Here is a 15,810-nt window from a genome sequence, read left to right as displayed (position 1 = left end):
CTTGGCGGCGCCTGATTATAAAAGATGCTCACAGGCCCAATGTATCTAATAATGTCCTGAGCCCTTTGCTGGTCTGGTCGCGCTTGTATTCCCTGAGCGCGGCTATTGCAGTTTCTCTGTCTGTCTTGCCTATTGCCCTTGCCATCGCCTCCGCGACTGCGCCGGCTACAAAGAGCGACTGGCCGGCGGCAGAGACGTTTGCTGTCCTGCGCTCGGTGCTTGCTGTCTCGAAGTCGATTATCACTGGCTTTTTGCCGACTATGACGTGCCTGTCAAGCCTGCTGAGCTGGCCGTGGTCGAGCCCTGCGCAGTCAAGCAGGTGGCACTGCTCAAGCACCGACCTCGCAGTTTCCCGGGCTTCCTCTTTTCCTGCATCTTTGGCCCAGTCGGCTATGCTTGCGCCTTCTGCAAACTCCATCAGCATAAAGTTCCTTGAATGATCGTAAAGGCGCGGCCCTACGCCGGCGTCGTTTGCAATCTTGTGCAGGCGCACTTCGGCGTCCATGCTCTCCCTGTTGGCGTCCACGCGGCGTACCTTGAGCGCGCACATTTTTTTGCCGACCATCGCCCGGACGACCAGCCCCACGCAGCCCTTGCCGGCTATTTTCATGCCCGACACCACCGTGTCGCCGCCGGGGATTATCGACGAGACTCCAAGTGTGCGGAGCTCTGCAAGGCGCGCCGCATAGTCGCCCTCGTCAAAGCGCGGGTAGGTCAGTATCTTGGCAAGCTCTGGCGCGCCCGCGTCAAGACCCGAAAATGAGGCCCTCTGTCGATGCAAGCTCGTCAACTGCCTGCTTCACCAGAGGACTTGACCTGCGGTTTCCAGTATAAATCTTGACATTTCCAGTTATCATCCCCCTTGCCACTCCGCTCCCGTCGTTGTTGAGAAGCGCCCTGACGAGCCTGCCGGCGTCAGTCTCCTTCCTTCTCACTATGGTAGAGACGCGCATCTCTCTGTCGGCCCACATCACAAGCGGGCCGTTTGCCTTTGCGACAAAGCTGGCTACGTCTTTGGCCCTGAATATCTCGGGGCCCTTCCTTGTAGTGTACGGGGCAAGCGTGTGCGACTCTAGCAGGAACGCAAATGCGCCGCGCGTCTCCTCGTCTGTCGTGCACGTCGACCTTATCACCGCAAAGCCTGCAAGCTCCAGCTGCTTGGCTACCGCGTTCTGGCTCCTCTTCATCTGGCCCCATATCGTGTCGGGGCTGCGCCTGCGGTGCGAAAACTCGGCGACCAGAACGTGTGGGTACAGCTTTTTGTTGACCCTCGGCTTTTGCCTTGAAAAGAACCGGACTGAGGGCTTGTTCAGAAACGCCCTTGCTGCAAGCACGAGCCTGCCGGCGCACTCGGGCGATACCGCAGTCCCGAGGTTGCGCCTCGGATCCACGGGGTCGATTATCACAAGCGGGCTAGAGAACCCCTTGACGAAGTCCGGGTCGTAGTCGCCGACTGCGATCACCTGCCCCTGCCGGAATTCAGACGCGGCTGCAAGCACGCCTTCAAGCGAGCCGTACTTTGCGACAAGAACTTCCGACACGTAGCCGGAGAAACCCCCGGTGGATATCTCGGCGCCGTAGATGCCGGCGCTTTTCAGGAACTTTTTCAAGAGTCGCACGTGCGCGCGCTTTTCCGCGCCCAGCGTGCGCGTCACGTACTCTGTGTGGAACGTCGACCTGTCGGCCGCGCTCTTCCACTTGCCCCGCTCGACGTCGTAGCACGGCACGACGTTTATCCTGACGCCTCTGACAAACGCCTCGACGTAGGGGTGGTCGGAGTAGCGCAGAGTCGGCCTGAACTTGGCGAGGGCCTTCTTGCCCATCTCCACGCCTATCTTTTCAAATGTCTGCTCGTCGACTGCAGGGTCTATTTTCACAAAGATGTCGATGTCGGCGTCGCCGCGCAGCCACGTGCCCTTGGCGTAAGAACCGCCGAACACCACTTCTTTCACTTCCGGCGTCTTTGCCTGCTCGACCAGGTCTTTTGCCAGTTTGGCGATGCCATCCAGCTTTGTCGCTTCAGCAGGAGTGGGCTCGCACGCCGCAAGCGCCCTTGCCAGCACGTCTGTCATTTCCCTTCCTCCTTTACAGCGCTCACGGTATAAACGTTCGAGTATGTGGGGCCGGAAGGCGCAAGGTCGCTCTTTTTCAGGTGCACCCTGTCTACGACCTCGGTGCCAAACGTCCTGCCGGCGTATTTTTCCACGCCGACCTGCACGTGCCTGTTCTTTGCCCGAAATATCGTGAGGTGGGGCGAAAACGGCCTGTCGGGCTTGAATCCTAATTTCTCCAAGCCTACGACCACCTGCTGCGCAAGCGCCTCCAGCTTTTTGCCGCCTTCCCTGTCGACTCCCACCCAGACCACCCTTGCGTTTCCGGGCCTCGGGAACGCGCCGACGCCGGTGTACGTCAGCGAGAACGGCTCAAACGAGATCGCCGACAGCGCCTCTCTGACCGCAAGGGCCTGCTGCTCTGAAATCTCGCCCAGGAATATCAGGGTAAAATGGAAATTGTGCGCCTCGACCGGTTTTACATCCCTCGGGCTCCAGGCGCCCATCATATCCTTCTGCAGCTCGCCCAGCGCGCTGCTGGTCGCGTCGACTGCAACGAAAGCCCGCACATTTCAGTGTGGAAAATGTTTGTTTATATTATTTGCCACTGCTCAGCCGGCCTTCGGTGTGCACTTTACGTGGACAGAGGTGTCGGTCGCGTCGACGGCTATAACGTCTGCCATGCCTTCAAGCGACACCCTCAGCGACTCGCCGAGGAAAAGCGAGAACTTGCGCGAGATGTTGGGCCTGACGTTGACAGTCACGGTGCCGTCCTCCGGGTCGGTCTGGATGCTTGCAGGGAAGCCGTTGAGGTCCATGAACGACGCAAGGGATGAAAAGAACTGCTGGATGGTCGGGCTGGCACTTCCGGTACGCGAGACGACCATCTCCTTGAGCGAGGACTTCATGCTTTGCGCCGCCTCTACTATCAGCTCGTCTGAAAGCATGCCTGTCAGCGTCTTCATCGTCTCCCTGTGCGTTATCGTAAAGCCGTGCCTGAAAAGCTCCTGCGACACCAGCTGTTTTTTGAGCATCTGGTTTATCATCTGCTCTACCGGCATCTGCTGGGAATACGCCATCTGCGTGACTGCGCGGTATACCTCGCTGTCAAGGCGCAGGCTTCCGACCGGCACCGTGGTGGGCTTTTTCTCGGCGGGCAAGCACTGAACTATTGAATGTGGAAATAGATATGCGTATTGCCGCAGGCGGCGGCTGCGTTAAATAACTGACGTGCAGATTTCACGCCGTGGCAGGGGCCGACAGCTTTGCAGTAGAGAATGGCAAGGGGGCCGAGGCCGTCGGCTGGATGAACGAGTACGCAAAAAAGAACAGGCTAAAGTTCGAGGCGAGGCTTTCAGGCTACTCGATGGATTCTGTCAGGTTCGGCTCGTTTGAGCTTGTGTCGTGGAAGGGCGACTGGTCGGCTGCAAGAAACATCATAAAAAAAGTCTCTGCAAAGATGCGCATAAAGGCAGTCGAGTCGGGCTACCACGAAAAGAAAGATCTTCTGTCGTCGATGTTTGGCAGCGCCGAGTTTGGCAAGGTCTACTCTGGCGGAAATCTAATCGGGCAGATTGAATTGACATCAAAGGGCGGCAGGTGGACGGTCAAGGCCGAGTCCTATTTCTGAGCCAGGTACATCTTTTTCATGTCCCTGACCCACGCGTCCTTCTTGCCGTATATCTCCTTGTGCTTGCGCGGCCTGCACACCGACAGCGCGTAGCTGCAGAGCAGCGGGAAATACACCGACGAGTCGCCGTACACTATGACGTTTCCCTTGTGCGAGGTCTTTATTTTGCCCCAGCTCTTGCCTTCCTGCAATGTGGCGCCTGACAGACCGCCGGTGTCCGGCCTTGCGTCTGTCATCTGTATCAAATAGTCCTGGCCGCCTTCCTTTATCTTCAGTATCTGGTAGAGCGCCGGCCCCGTCTGCTGGAAAAAGTTCTTCGGGACGCCGCCTCCAAGCTCGAGCCCGCCGGATCTCTTGCTCTTCCACAGTATGGCCGCAGACTCGGCGACGTCAAGGATGGTGTTCGGGAAGACGCCCTTGCCTTCAAGCAATAGCGGCAGCATGTTGAGGCCAATCGACGAGTCGCCTATGGCCGGCATGTACACTGGAACCTTGTTTTCGTACGCCTTTACAAGGAACGACTTTTCCGGGTACTTGGCGTTTTCCTTTGCAGCCTTGCCAAGCGCGTACGAGATGTCGGCAGTCGAGGCGTTTGCCGGGATCTCGGCAGACCTTTCCTTCATGTCCTTCTGGACAAGGAGGTCCTGCGCCTGCAATGTTTCTAACTCCTTGATGTAGACGTCATAGATGCGCACGATTTGCTTGGCATACAAGATGTCGTCGTCAACGTCAAAGTGCCCCTGCTTGACCGGGAGGCCGTATGCAAAGTGCAGGTCGTGGTACACGTTTGCGCCCGTCGCCACTATCCAGTCGATGAATCCTGCCTCTATCATGGCAGATATCGTCCTGCCCATGCCTATCGGAGTCATGGCGCCGGCAAGCGTGAGGCAGACAGTAGAGTTGGTGTTTATCATGTCCTCGAGGATTTCTGCCGCCTCTGCAAGGCGCCGGGCGTTGTAGCCTGTCGCGCCGTAGAACTTGATAAGTTCGGGAACTGTCATGTTTGGAGAGACCTGCGGCGGGTCTATCTTGCGACCGGAAAATGTGTGCCTCGGGTCGTCGTGGTGGTGATGGTCGTGCACCATCTTGTTAGAAATCCACTTGCTTTTAAATTCTGTCGGATGAGACTTTTATTATAGGTCGGGCAATACGCTTGCATGGCCGGCAGGAAAAAGGACGACCTTTTGCACAGCGCAGTCAAAGACCACGCGATTGACAAGAACACCGACATAAACGCCATCCTGAAAAGCATGGAGCAGTCAGGCGGCTTTGAGTCGCGCAACCTTGCCGACGGCGTCGACATTTTGAAGAGGATGATGGACGAACCAAAGTGCACCAAGTTCCTCTCATTTGTGGCCGCGCTGATGTCCACCGGAGCCCGCGGCATAGTCCGGGACATGCTCAAGAACAAGATGTTTGACGTCGTCATCACGACGTGCGGCGCGCTTGACCACGACATCGCAAGATACTATGACAAGTACTACGCCGGCGACTTTCGCATGGACGACCGGGAACTTCTCGACAAAGACGTGCACCGGCTTGGAAACGTGCTCGTGCCGATGTCAGCCTACGGCCCGCTGATAGAAGAAAAGATGCAGGCAATCCTTGCAGACATGTACAGGGAGGGCAAGCGCGACGTCGCTACGTATGAAATCACAGATAAGATTGGAAGCAGCCTGGGCGAGTCGTCGTTCCTCTACTGGGCGCACAAGAACAAGATTCCAGTCGTCGTCCCAGGCATAGTCGACGGCGCGGTAGGAAGCCAGGTGTGGTTGTTCCACCAGCAGCACCGCGACTTCAAGCTCGACATCCTGAAGGACCAGAACCTGCTGTCAAGCCTAGTCTTTGACGCCAAGAAGTCCGGCGCGTTCATGGTAGGAGGCGGAATATCAAAGCACCACACGCTTTGGTGGAACCAGTACCGCGGAGGGCTGGACTATGCAGTATACATCACGACAGCGCCCGAGTGGGACGGCAGCCTGTCAGGCGCGCTGGTGGCCGAGGCAATATCGTGGGGCAAGGTCACCACCAAGGCGAGGCAGACCACGATACACGGCGAGGCGTCGACGCTCCTTCCCTTCATCTACGCCGCGCTCCTCAAACGGTAATATTGCCCCGCCGCCTGTAAGGCAGTTGCGCTTGGAACTTGACGACATCCTGAGACACTCGCTTGCCGCAGGCAGAGAGGCCGCCGGATTGCTCAAGGAAAATTTCGGCAAGAACGAGACCTACAACGTCACGGTCAAGGACGACAGGTCGCTTGTCACCCGCGTCGACGGCGAGGCGCAGGCGCTGATAATATCCCACCTGAAAAAGCAGTTTCCCGACATCCCGTTTGTAGCAGAGGAGCAGGACCGGCGCGTCAACGCAGGCGTCAAGCGCGACGGGTACTACTTTGTCGTCGACCCGCTTGACGGCACGGCAAGCTTTGTGATAGGCCTGCCTTTCTTCTGCACCTCGATTGCACTGTGCAGGGGCCCTGAAACGCTCACCGGGGCGCTTGTCGACCCGAACCACAGCGAAGAGTTTACCGCCGTAAAAGGCAAAGGAGCGCGCCTCAACGGCAGCAGGATAGCTGTCACAAAGCGCCAGCGCATGGAGGAGCTCTACCTCAACGTCAACCACACCAAGTTTGACGGGGCGCGCTTTGCCAGGATAAACGAGAACATCCTGCGCAGGATAAAGCGATTCCACAAGCTCGGAAGCCTGTGCCTTGAAGTCGCGTACGTGGCGTCAGGCAGGCTTGACGGCACGATTAACAACGACCTTTCCATGTGGGACATTGCAGCCGCCGGGCTGATAGTGGAAGAGGCAGGCGGCCGGTGGTCGCTACTTGACGGGAGCAAGCCGGCGTTCCCTGTATTTGACAAGCTGGACATCGTCGCTTCAAACGGGCTCGTGCACGACGGGCTTTTAAGCGCGCTCTAGCGATCGACTATTCTTACAGAGATTATCCTCGCGTCGTCGGGGTTTACTGGCTGTTCCCTTCTCGGGTTGTCTGAAGCTCCCCCGACGGTCTCAAGGGCGGCTATCTTGTCCACGACGTCCATGCCCTCTATGACCCTGCCAAACACTGTGTACTGGCCGTCAAGGAACCTAGAGTCCTCCAGTACTATGAAGAACTGAGAGCCAGCACTATTCGGGTCGCTTGCCCTTGCCATCGAGACTATGCCCCTGACGTGAGGTATGTCGCTAAATTCTGCCGGGACGGTGTAGTCCGGCCCGCCCTGTCCCCAGGTGTCCCTGTCAGAGGTCGCGTTGCGCGTCTGCGGGTCGCCGCCCTGTATCACAAAGCCGGGGAAGATCCTGTGGAACACGGTGCCGTTGTAGAACCCGTCGTTTGCAAGCGTGATAAAGTTGTTCACGTGCCTTGGCGCCGCGTTGGGGTAGAACTCTATCTTTATCGTGCCCTGCGCAGTCTCGAGCTCTGCAATCTGCGGCCCCGGTGTGGTGTCTGCAAGGGTGCCGGTATTTGGCGTGTACGGGTCGCCCTTCGGCTTGGGCTCGTAGTCGTGGTTCACCTTGTAGATGTGCACGCCTGTCACAATGTCATGGTCCTCGATGTAGCTTGAAGAAGAGTAGACCAAGTTAAACGGCAGGCCCTGCTCGCCTGGCGGATACTTGGCGTTCTTTGAAAAGAGCTGGCTAAAGCCCTGCTGGTACGTCTCGCTCACGTTGACGATGTTGCCGTTGGGGCCGAACAGGACGTAGTTGAGAGGCTCGTACGGTATCAGCTTGCCAAGGAGCGTGGACTGCCAGAAAGTGCTCTTGGGCGTAAAGCCGTCGCTTTCAAGGTACCTGGTCTCGTCGTAGCCGGCTATTCTCATTATCCAGGTCTTCTTGCTCTCGTCGCCTCCCTGCCCGAGCGTGAAGAGAGGCACCTGCGCGCTCGTTTCGTTGCCGGCAGTCCCTGTAAGCGCCTTCTGCCCGACTACATATACAAGCACGTAGTCGACGTCGAGGTCCTGCGCTATCTTGGCGCCGGCCTCCTGGTCGCCTATGAACATCTTGGCAAGCGACTCGATGCGCGTCTGGTTCAAAGTAGCGTTGTCGGCGACAGTCGTGCGCTCGCCAAGCGTGGTAATCCAGTATCCATAGTCCCACCAGGCCGCGATGACGGCGTCTTCCTCTGTGTTTTCAGAGATCCAGTTCATGGCTTCGTTCCAGTCCTGCGTCTGGGTCCGGAACACGCTGCCGCCGTTTGCTATCGCAGTCGGGACGTCGACTGCGCTTATCCAGCTGGAGTAGGGCGGGTAGAACACGGGGATGAGCAATAGTGCGATTATCGTCGCAACGTAGATCATCTTGGTGCTTGAAGTCCCTGCGACGACCTCGTCTGTCTTTTTCTTGCCCTTTGCGGCCGAGGCCTCCTTGCGCTCCATCACGTTCCGGGTTATCTCGGCAAGGCCAATGCTTGCAAGAACTATGATGCCGACTGACGCAAACACGAGCAGCCTGGCAAACGTGGCGCTCACGTAGACGCCGGTTATGCCAAGTATCAGGGCAAACACGGCCGCGTCGCTGCGCTTCTGGAACGCAAGCCAGATCCCGAGGCCTGCAAACATGAGCAGCAGAGAAAAGTCAAGGAAGTAGTCGACAATGGTCGGCGTGAGGTGCTCCGCCACCGACTCTACGAGGGCGTTTTCAGATCCGATGAACGGGTTGACCGCGTTCAGGTACCTAAAGCTGGGCGCGTCGTACGCGCCTGCAGCTATCATCCCTATCCCTGCCGCGACAAAGGCTATGAGCAGAAACGAGAGGTTGCGCGTCCTGGCCTTTTCCCCGCCGAGCCGGCCGACAAAGTTTGCGGCCACAAGGTAGACTGTCGTTCCGACCATGGCGATGCCCGGGAGGCCTGTCACAAACGACATGCCCGGCCTCGGGAACCCGACTGCGGCGACGAGCGTGAATACCGTGAACGCGATTGCCACGTACATGGGGATGGTCAGGTCGCGCCTGAAAAATGGGAGCGCAAGGAAGAACAGCGCAATGGGGATGCTGAAGTATTGTATTCCGCCCCACGAGGCGTTTGCAAGCCCGAGTATCAGGCCGCCGAGGACCGCCTTTGGTATGGCGTATTTTATCTCCTTGTGCCTTATCGCCGAGATAAAGAGGTAGGCCGCAATAAGGCCAAAGAACAACCCCAGGGGCTCGGACTTGAACCAGCCGAGGTTGCCCCTCAGGATTATGGCGGGGCTGAACGCGAAAAAGAGCGACGCAAACAGGCCTGCGGTGGTGCCTCCAAGCACACGCACAAGCGCAAACACGACTATGACTGTAAGCGAGCCTATCACTACGGGGAACATGATGGTAAAGTCCATCAGGGGCGCGCCGGCCCCAAATATCTGGTACATGATGGCCGCAGTCACGTGCAGGCCCGACTGCGAGGTCGCGGCGATGTCGCGGCCTTCGGGGTACCACGACATGTCGTCGTGCCAGCGCCAGTAGGCGTCAAGCCCGTTGTCCAGTATGAACTTGGTCGCCCTGTAGTCAAAGTACGGGTCGAACTCGTTGAGGTAAAAGCCGTACTTTATGGGGTACGACCTCATTATCACCGCAATCGAGAACGCCAGAGCGAGGACTGCTATTATGAGCAGGTGGCGGGTCGTGAATTCGAAGCCGCCGGCTCGAAACATGGTCCTGCCGCTCTGAAACATCGCAGTTGTGGAGTTGTCCCCTATTTTTTAAGGTACCGACATCATTCTCTTGACAATATCTCGACGGGGCAGGCCTTGACGAGCCCCTTGAAGCGCCTCGCGTCGTCCTCGGTTCCGACAATAGACGCGTAGTGCATCGGGATCGCAAGCATCTTTGGCTTTATGCGCTCGTCAGTCGCTTTCGCAGCCTCGTCTGCAGTCATGACATAGGTCCCGGACACGGGCACTAGCGCCACGTCGGGCCGGGCGTGCTCCATCTCGGGGATTATGTCGGTGTCGCCTGTGTGGTATATGCGCAGGCCGCCAAGCGTCATGACGTAGCCGACCTTGCCGTCGGCCTTTGGGTGAAAGTCCTTGTTGGTGTTGTACGCCGCCAGCACTTCCACCGCCACGTCCTTTACAGTCAGCCTGTCGCCGGGGGACACCAGCTTTGTGTCAAGGCCGAGCTGCTTTAGCTGGGCGCCGCACTCGCGCGCCGCCACAATCGTTGTCTTCTGGCCCACGACGTGCTTCAGGTCGTCCGGGCTCAGGTGGTCAAAGTGGTTGTGCGAGATGAACACGATGTCGGCGTCGTTTCTGTTGTACTGGTTCTTGGAAAGCTTGTAAGGGTCGATGTATATCGTCTTGTCGCCAGCTACTATCCTGAATCCGTCGTGGCCGAGCCAGCTGAACTTGACTCCCCTGTAATCTAGCATGGGAATAGAGCGGTTCAAAAATTAATTAAAGTTTGTCGTCGATGTTCGGGTTTGCAACAGTCAGCCTGTCGCGGCTGAGCGTCAAGACGAGCACGTTGTTTGCTATCAGCCGCCTCCGGAGCGCGGTGTCTATTGTCGCCACTGCGCACTTTTTCTCTGTCGCATACTCGACAATCGAGTCGTCGACGTGGGCGGCCTTTGGCACCCTGACTGCAGTAAAGCGCGCCTTTGCCACCGCAAGCGCGGTCTTGGCAAGAGTCGAGCGCTTTGGACCGGCTTTTTCCTCAAGCCTCTTTAGTTCGTCGATAACAACATCGGGCACCACGAACTCGAGCCGGCCAAACTCGTGCTCCATCCGCTCTACGTGCTTTATGGGCTTTGAGACAAGGACCATCAAAAAGCTCGTGTCGCAGAGGATCTTCATTCAGACCGCTATTCCGGACCCGATAAGGCGCCACCTCTCGGCTATCCTGCGGCTGATGGCAACCCTGCTCTTTGGCAAAAGGCACACCGGCTTTTTCAGCTTGACCTCCATCTTGCCGTCCCGGACGCTGGTCACGGTGCCGACGGACGCGGCCGTTCCGATGTTCAGGCGCAGGGGCTCCTTTGCCTTTATGGGCTCCACCTTTACAAGGTCCTGCGTGCCTACAGCGGTGTCAAACAGGTGCGTCTCGACGGTAACGGTATCGACGTCCGGAGGAAGCGTGCCGGGCTTGCCGATTACAGATCCTATGAGCGAGTCGCTCTTTGTGAGCGCGGGGTCAAGTTTCGTTCCAATCGCGATGAGGCCGCCGGGCTTGACGTTTTCCACGAGGCCGGCGCCCGTCCCAAGAGTCGATATGGCAGACACTATCGGCTCGTACCTGCCCTTCTTTTCATCAAGAATGCCGGGCCTTATCTCGACCTCGTCGCCCAGCGAAAACTCGCCCTGTACGAGCGCGCCCCCAAGTATGCCGCCCTTGACCTGCTTGATTGCGATGCCGGGCCTGTTTATGTCAAACGACCTGAGCACGTGCATCACGGGCGGCGCGTCCTTGACGCGCGTTGGCGTCTTGATGTTCTTTTCAATAGATTCTATTAGCGCGTCGATGTTGAGCTTGTGCTGCGCAGACACCGGGATTATAGGCGCCTTTTCCGCGACGCTCCCCTTGACAAAGTCCTTTATCTGCTTGTAGTTGTCCATCGCCTCTTCCGCGTTTACAAGGTCGGCCTTGTTCTGCACCAGCACCAGCTGCTGGATGCCAAGGACGGAGAGCGCAAGGAGGTGCTCGCGGGTCTGCGGCTGGGGCACCTTCTCGTTTGCAGCCATGACAAGTATGGCGCCGTCCATCAGCGCCGAGCCGGATAGCATGTTTGCCATGAGCGACTCGTGGCCCGGCGAATCAACGAAACTGACAACGCGGAGAAGCTCGCTCTTGCCACCGCAGTTGGCGCACTTTGGCTGGGTGCCGTAGCATTCGGGCCTCGGGCACACGGGGCACTTGTAAAACGCCGCGTCGGCATAGCCCACCTTGATTGTGATGCCGCGGCGCAGCTCCTCGCTGTGCGCGCTGGTCCACACGCCTGTGATTGCTTCCACAAGCGTGGTCTTGCCGTGGTCCACGTGGCCGGACGTGCCGATGTTGACGCAGGGCTGGTAACCGTACTCTTTGATGTACCAGTCCGGCAGCGTCTCTTTCCAGTGCAACTAGTTACCGTAAAATTCTCGGGGATATTAATGTAGAGAGTTACTTTTTCTTCTTCTCTTTCGCAGGCTCTGCCTTTGCCTCTGCTTCAGCCGGCGCCTCTTCCTTTGCCTTTTCCGGCAGCTTGCCCTCGACGAGCCTGAGGTTCAGTTGATAAATTTCTTCAGTCACCATGTTGCCGCGCACAAGCTTGCGGATCCTGCCGCCTTCAAGGTGCTTTGCGCCGACGCCTTCTGACATCAAGACGTACTTTTTGACGCCGCCGTGAACGTCTGCGCGCATGGGCACGCCCGACTTGTCAGAGCCGCCGGTCACCTTCACCTTGCCGCCCTCTATGCCTATGACAGAGGAGTCGATGACGTTTCCTATCCTCACGCCTACAAGCGGCTGGGCTGCCCTGTCCTTGAGCTCCTGTGATATGCTCCTGCCGGTCCCGTCGGAAACCACGAGCTTGAACTGCGCCAATGCAGAATTCAAGGCGCATTTTGGATTTAATTAACGTTTGTTTTGGATACAGACTTTATACCAGCGATGCGTAACGCGGCTGTTGGGAATAGCGCCAGACGAGCACGTGATAAAATGCAGCTATTGCGGGCGTGACCTCATAGTCAGGGATAACGTGAACGACGGCGTGGCGTTTCTGAGCCACCTGAAGATAGACCACGGCATCTTTTATGCGCTGCAGAAAATGACGCAGACAAGGACAAAAGAAAAGAGAGCCGACCAGATGCTCGATCCTTCAAAAGAGCGCCCCTAGACTGAGCCCTTGGCAAGCCTGTAGCGCCGGACAATCTCCCGGTCTATCTCCTCGTGCTTTATCTGCTCTCCACGCCTGCCAGGAGTCTTCATCGCCTGCTGGTTCACCTTTTTCCTCTCGTCTTCCAGCTGCGTGCCCTGCTTCATCTTCCGTAGCTCGCTGGCATAGATAGCCCGGAACGCCTTCTCCTCTTCAGTGTCTTCAACCATTTTGATGCGTCTACGCAGTATGCTAGGGGCTTACGGTTTATATCTCCAGCTGCTCGCAATAGCCTCGTACAACAAGACTTGCGGCAGGTTTGTTAGGCGATTGCGGCACTTCCGTATCTTTTGTATTGCGAGAAAATCATAGATGACAGAAGGAAAAACGTTCAGGGAAATGGGACTTGACGAGAAGGTCCAGAGAGCGCTTGCAGAAAACGGGTTTGAAAAGCCCTTTCCGATACAGGAAGCGGCAATACCGCTGATACTTGAAGGCAGAGACGTCATAGGGCAGGCGCACACGGGGACCGGCAAGACTGCGGCGTTCGTGCTCCCGCTCCTGACAAAGATAAAACCCGACGCCAGGCAGGCACAGGCGCTTGTTCTGGTTCCTACCAGGGAGCTAGCTGTTCAGGTCACAAAGGAAGTGCAAAAGTTTTCCAGGTATTCGAACATCAGCGCCGTCTCTGTTTATGGCGGCCAGAGCTTTGGCCTGCAGGCAGGGCTGATGAGAAAGGGGGCGCAGGTGGTCGTGGCGACGCCGGGGAGGCTGATAGACCACCTGAAGCAGCGCACTGCCAAGCTCGACGGGGTCAGGTTCGTGGTGCTTGATGAGGCGGACAGGATGCTTGACATGGGATTTATCGACGACATCAGGTTCATCCTCTCAAAGGCAGGCAAGGGCGCAAGGCAGACGATGCTGTTTTCCGCGACCATGCCGGCGGAGATCTTGAAGCTTGCAAGGGAGCACATGAAAGGCGACGTGCGCGAGGTCAGGCTCAACAGGGAAGAAACGTCGCTTGCCACCATCGACCAGTCTTACCTGCTTGTCGAAGAGAACCAGAAGCTGAACCAGCTTATTGCAATCATCAAGCCGCACGCAGAGCAGCAAGTGATAGTGTTTGCCGCCACAAAGGTGAGGGCGGGCAAGATAGCGGCAAACCTAAAGAATTCCGGGTTTAGAGCGGCCGCAATTCACGGCGACCTGTCGCAGAGGGAAAGGGACGTAGTCATGGGCAGGTTCCGAAAAGGCGCCGACAGCATCCTGGTCGCGACCGACGTCGCGTCAAGGGGCATAGACGTCCCGGCAGTCAGCCACGTGATAAACTACGACGTCCCCGGGGAGCAGGACACGTATTTCCACAGGATAGGCAGGACGGCGAGGGCAGGCGCCAGCGGGAGTGCAGTCACGCTTGTCACGCCGGACAGGTTTTCAGACTTTGAGAGGATAATGCGCAGGATAAAGCAGCCGGTGAAGATGCTCAACGAGTCGATGGGCCTTGCGGTCCCGGCGATAAGGCAGGGCGGCCACGGCTTTCACCGCAGGGGCGCCGGCAGCAAAAAGTGGGGCAAGCACGCCCCTGTTGCGCACGGCGGGCCGCGCAGGCAATTCTGGGACAAAAAATCGCGCCGGCACGGAAAGGGCGGGCGCGATTTCCGCAAAAGACGGCCTGAATAGAAAAAACGTGGTACTTTCCTTTGTGAGGCAGTTGCCACTTGGGGTTTTGTATCTGCGTCCTACTGAACCAGTTCGGCGGTAGCGAACCTGCTACCCACGTTTGTGACCTTGACCTTTGTGTTCTGGCCGACTTTGCCGTTCTTGACAAAGATAACAAAGCCCTGAACCCGGGCGATGCCGTCACCTTGTCTGCTTGTTTCAGTTATCTGCACGTCGTATTCTTTGCCTGTTTCCACAGGTTTTGGACCGTAGCTGCCGAAGCCGCCACTTCCACGTCTTTCATATGACATACGTCACCTTCAATGGTGCTTCATTGCCATATAAACGGTGGACGAGGGGAGCTTGAGGAAAAGGTGCAGGGGTTAAGGAAAACGCGATACCGTTGGCAAGGCCTGTTATCAGATGCTTTACAGAACTATTGGCTGCAATACAGATAATCTAAAAGGACCTTTTGAGCTTTTGTCTGACTCTACTAGACGCAGGCGGACGGTCTCCAGTCAAGTGCTTTTCCGTCTTCGACACTTACCAAAACATCGAAATTCATGTTAGGAGCGCAATGATATTCTTCGGGACTTTTGTCAGTAAGGTAGCTGACTATAACGGCATACACAAGGTTATCTTTGTACGTTTCCTTGCGTTCTGCCTGCCAAACATCACTGAAGGTTAGATTGCCGTATGCTTCAAACTTCTCTGGGTCCTTCCTCCTTTCCTCTTCTATGAAGCTTTTGGCGACTGATGTGGCTTCCTTTCCTGCTACCTTGATCTCTTTTTGATGTACGTCTTCATACCACTTTCGTAATTCGATCCATCCTCCGTCTGCCTGGAAGTGAAATAGAGTGGGCTGATTTGCTACTATGCAGCCGTAGTCAAGTGGCCCGTAGACTTGAAAGGAGCCTTCGCATCCAGACACGGTCTGATAGACCGTAATGGTCGAAATGTCTCCGGGTTCTGCGATAAAGTATTCGCTTCCGTCTAGCTTGTAGCCTATCCTCTGGAGGAATGCTTTGGTAAAATTCATTGCGCTTGATTTCTCTATTCTCGAACCATCCCCGGCTGCATCAGAGTCCGACAAAGGTCGTGCTATCGGCTCCCACAGCCAGTATTCTATGCGCGAATATCCGTCTTCCAGTCCATCAATTGGTAATATGATATCTCCTTTAGTTGTTGTATATGCAATTACTCTCAATGTGTCTGTATCATTCAGCCTAAGGCTCACAATTTTGTCGCCGGCAGCCTCAACTATATGAGGTGCAATCTGCTCAGGTCTCTGCGTCAATAACGAGACGGGATTGAGGGGAGACCTTTTTCCATTTTCATCCTTGGCGGGAATTGAAAATAAAGGAACCGCCAAGACCAGAACAGCTACTATCCCAATAGCAGCGGCGCCTGTTGCAATTGCTGCGACCGAACCTGTTTTCACTATCCGATATTTTCGGATTATCTCTCGCTTTTGAGCTTTTGGTCAACAGATTCCATAGTCTTATCACCCCTGCCATAATTGATTTACCGATGATAACAAGCAGGGGTCAAATTTTCATCAATGGTACATGAGATGGATGAAAGGTGCGGGGGGTGGGATTTGAACCCACGAATCCCTGAGGAATGAGGTGTCCCAGTCGGGTCGGACATCTGAGCTTCGCGCCGGATTATCCGGTCTCACGCCTTTGACCAGGCTG

At 56.6% G+C, this 15,810-nt stretch carries 18 protein-coding genes; 5 read left to right on the top strand and 13 right to left on the bottom strand.

Annotated features, from left to right (window positions below; translation table 11 throughout):
* Window positions 1-28: 28 nt before the first annotated feature.
* The 4 genes from HXY31_RS11310 to HXY31_RS11295 are packed head-to-tail and all read right to left on the bottom strand — an operon-like array spanning window position 29 to window position 3,211.
* The gene (locus tag HXY31_RS11310) at window positions 29-781 is read right to left on the bottom strand and encodes an RIO1 family regulatory kinase/ATPase (protein ID WP_292643064.1); all 753 of its coding nucleotides are present in this window, start codon (window positions 779-781) and stop codon (window positions 29-31) included.
* Entirely contained in the window at window positions 747-2,072 is a 1,326-nt protein-coding gene (cca, locus tag HXY31_RS11305; RefSeq protein WP_292643062.1) for a CCA tRNA nucleotidyltransferase, read from the bottom strand. Before cca ends, HXY31_RS11310 begins: the two co-directional genes overlap by 35 nt.
* Window positions 2,069-2,620, bottom strand: a complete 552-nt coding sequence (gene thpR, locus HXY31_RS11300; RefSeq protein WP_292643060.1) for an RNA 2',3'-cyclic phosphodiesterase — start codon at window positions 2,618-2,620, stop codon at window positions 2,069-2,071. The genes cca and thpR overlap by 4 nt, the downstream gene beginning before the upstream one ends.
* Before the next feature lie 42 nt (window positions 2,621-2,662).
* Window positions 2,663-3,211 carry a hypothetical protein gene (locus tag HXY31_RS11295; RefSeq protein ID WP_292643058.1) on the bottom strand — a complete coding sequence of 183 codons (549 nt, stop codon included), beginning with the start codon at window positions 3,209-3,211 and terminating at the stop codon, window positions 2,663-2,665.
* A gap of 86 nt (window positions 3,212-3,297) precedes the next feature.
* Here HXY31_RS11295 and HXY31_RS11290 point away from each other — a divergent pair, with 86 nt between their 5' ends.
* The gene (locus HXY31_RS11290; RefSeq protein ID WP_292643056.1) at window positions 3,298-3,681 is read left to right on the top strand and encodes a hypothetical protein; all 384 of its coding nucleotides are present in this window, start codon (window positions 3,298-3,300) and stop codon (window positions 3,679-3,681) included.
* Here the strand turns inward: HXY31_RS11290 and speY are convergent.
* A complete protein-coding gene (speY, locus tag HXY31_RS11285; RefSeq protein ID WP_292643055.1) occupies window positions 3,672-4,766 on the bottom strand; it encodes a deoxyhypusine synthase in 1,095 nt (364 codons plus the stop codon). The genes HXY31_RS11290 and speY overlap by 10 nt on opposite strands.
* 72 nt (window positions 4,767-4,838) lie before the next feature.
* On the opposite strand from speY, the gene HXY31_RS11280 reads away from it, so the two are divergent.
* Window positions 4,839-5,789 carry a deoxyhypusine synthase gene (locus HXY31_RS11280; protein WP_292643053.1) on the top strand — a complete coding sequence of 317 codons (951 nt, stop codon included), beginning with the start codon at window positions 4,839-4,841 and terminating at the stop codon, window positions 5,787-5,789.
* 31 nt (window positions 5,790-5,820) lie between these two features.
* A complete protein-coding gene (locus HXY31_RS11275) occupies window positions 5,821-6,609 on the top strand; it encodes an inositol monophosphatase family protein (RefSeq protein ID WP_292643051.1) in 789 nt (262 codons plus the stop codon).
* On the opposite strand, the gene HXY31_RS11270 is transcribed toward HXY31_RS11275, so the two are convergent.
* The 5 genes from HXY31_RS11270 to HXY31_RS11250 are packed head-to-tail and all read right to left on the bottom strand — an operon-like array spanning window position 6,606 to window position 12,183.
* A complete protein-coding gene (locus HXY31_RS11270; RefSeq protein ID WP_292643050.1) occupies window positions 6,606-9,338 on the bottom strand; it encodes a peptidylprolyl isomerase in 2,733 nt (910 codons plus the stop codon). The genes HXY31_RS11275 and HXY31_RS11270 overlap by 4 nt on opposite strands.
* A 41-nt stretch (window positions 9,339-9,379) precedes the next feature.
* Complete coding sequence (locus HXY31_RS11265; RefSeq protein WP_292643048.1) at window positions 9,380-10,033, bottom strand: MBL fold metallo-hydrolase; 654 nt, start codon at window positions 10,031-10,033, stop codon at window positions 9,380-9,382.
* 25 nt (window positions 10,034-10,058) lie between these two features.
* Complete coding sequence (locus HXY31_RS11260; RefSeq protein ID WP_292643046.1) at window positions 10,059-10,457, bottom strand: PIN domain-containing protein; 399 nt, start codon at window positions 10,455-10,457, stop codon at window positions 10,059-10,061.
* Window positions 10,458-11,720, bottom strand: a complete 1,263-nt coding sequence (locus HXY31_RS11255) for a translation initiation factor IF-2 subunit gamma (RefSeq protein ID WP_292643044.1) — start codon at window positions 11,718-11,720, stop codon at window positions 10,458-10,460.
* Between the two features lie 40 nt (window positions 11,721-11,760).
* Window positions 11,761-12,183 carry a S6e family ribosomal protein gene (locus HXY31_RS11250; protein WP_292643042.1) on the bottom strand — a complete coding sequence of 141 codons (423 nt, stop codon included), beginning with the start codon at window positions 12,181-12,183 and terminating at the stop codon, window positions 11,761-11,763.
* An 82-nt stretch (window positions 12,184-12,265) separates the two neighbouring features.
* Here HXY31_RS11250 and HXY31_RS11245 point away from each other — a divergent pair, with 82 nt between their 5' ends.
* Entirely contained in the window at window positions 12,266-12,475 is a 210-nt protein-coding gene (locus HXY31_RS11245; RefSeq protein ID WP_292643040.1) for a hypothetical protein, read from the top strand.
* Here HXY31_RS11245 and HXY31_RS11240 read toward each other — a convergent pair.
* Window positions 12,472-12,684, bottom strand: coding sequence for a hypothetical protein (locus tag HXY31_RS11240; protein WP_292643038.1), 213 nt, complete (start codon window positions 12,682-12,684; stop codon window positions 12,472-12,474). The two genes, HXY31_RS11245 and HXY31_RS11240, sit on opposite strands and share 4 nt — an antisense overlap.
* A gap of 142 nt (window positions 12,685-12,826) precedes the next feature.
* Here HXY31_RS11240 and HXY31_RS11235 point away from each other — a divergent pair, with 142 nt between their 5' ends.
* The gene (locus tag HXY31_RS11235; protein ID WP_292643036.1) at window positions 12,827-14,134 is read left to right on the top strand and encodes a DEAD/DEAH box helicase; all 1,308 of its coding nucleotides are present in this window, start codon (window positions 12,827-12,829) and stop codon (window positions 14,132-14,134) included.
* A gap of 59 nt (window positions 14,135-14,193) precedes the next feature.
* Here HXY31_RS11235 and HXY31_RS11230 read toward each other — a convergent pair whose 3' ends face one another.
* Together HXY31_RS11230 and HXY31_RS11225 are read right to left on the bottom strand one after the other, a co-directional pair.
* Window positions 14,194-14,424, bottom strand: coding sequence for a TRAM domain-containing protein (locus HXY31_RS11230; protein ID WP_292643035.1), 231 nt, complete (start codon window positions 14,422-14,424; stop codon window positions 14,194-14,196).
* Between the two features lie 182 nt (window positions 14,425-14,606).
* Window positions 14,607-15,554 (bottom strand): hypothetical protein, encoded by a 948-nt coding sequence (locus HXY31_RS11225; protein ID WP_292643033.1) that lies wholly within the window; start codon window positions 15,552-15,554, stop codon window positions 14,607-14,609.
* Between the last annotated feature and the right edge of the window lie 256 nt (window positions 15,555-15,810).

Source organism: Nitrososphaera sp. (assembly GCF_013388945.1).
GTDB lineage: Archaea > Thermoproteota > Nitrososphaeria > Nitrososphaerales > Nitrososphaeraceae > Nitrososphaera.
The sequence above is the reverse complement of the archived record's forward strand: the minus strand, read 5'-3'. Positions and strand labels throughout refer to the sequence as shown.

Coding starts and splice junctions, on each gene's coding strand:
- cca (WP_292643062.1), bottom strand. CDS start 2,072: ATGACAGACGTGCTGGCAAGGGCGCTTGCGGCGTGCGAGCCCACTCCT.
- speY (WP_292643055.1), bottom strand. CDS start 4,766: ATGGTGCACGACCATCACCACCACGACGACCCGAGGCACACATTTTCC.
- HXY31_RS11280 (WP_292643053.1), top strand. CDS start 4,839: ATGGCCGGCAGGAAAAAGGACGACCTTTTGCACAGCGCAGTCAAAGAC.
- HXY31_RS11270 (WP_292643050.1), bottom strand. CDS start 9,338: ATGTTTCAGAGCGGCAGGACCATGTTTCGAGCCGGCGGCTTCGAATTC.
- HXY31_RS11265 (WP_292643048.1), bottom strand. CDS start 10,033: ATGCTAGATTACAGGGGAGTCAAGTTCAGCTGGCTCGGCCACGACGGA.
- HXY31_RS11260 (WP_292643046.1), bottom strand. CDS start 10,457: ATGAAGATCCTCTGCGACACGAGCTTTTTGATGGTCCTTGTCTCAAAG.
- HXY31_RS11240 (WP_292643038.1), bottom strand. CDS start 12,684: ATGGTTGAAGACACTGAAGAGGAGAAGGCGTTCCGGGCTATCTATGCC.
- HXY31_RS11235 (WP_292643036.1), top strand. CDS start 12,827: ATGACAGAAGGAAAAACGTTCAGGGAAATGGGACTTGACGAGAAGGTC.
- HXY31_RS11230 (WP_292643035.1), bottom strand. CDS start 14,424: ATGTCATATGAAAGACGTGGAAGTGGCGGCTTCGGCAGCTACGGTCCA.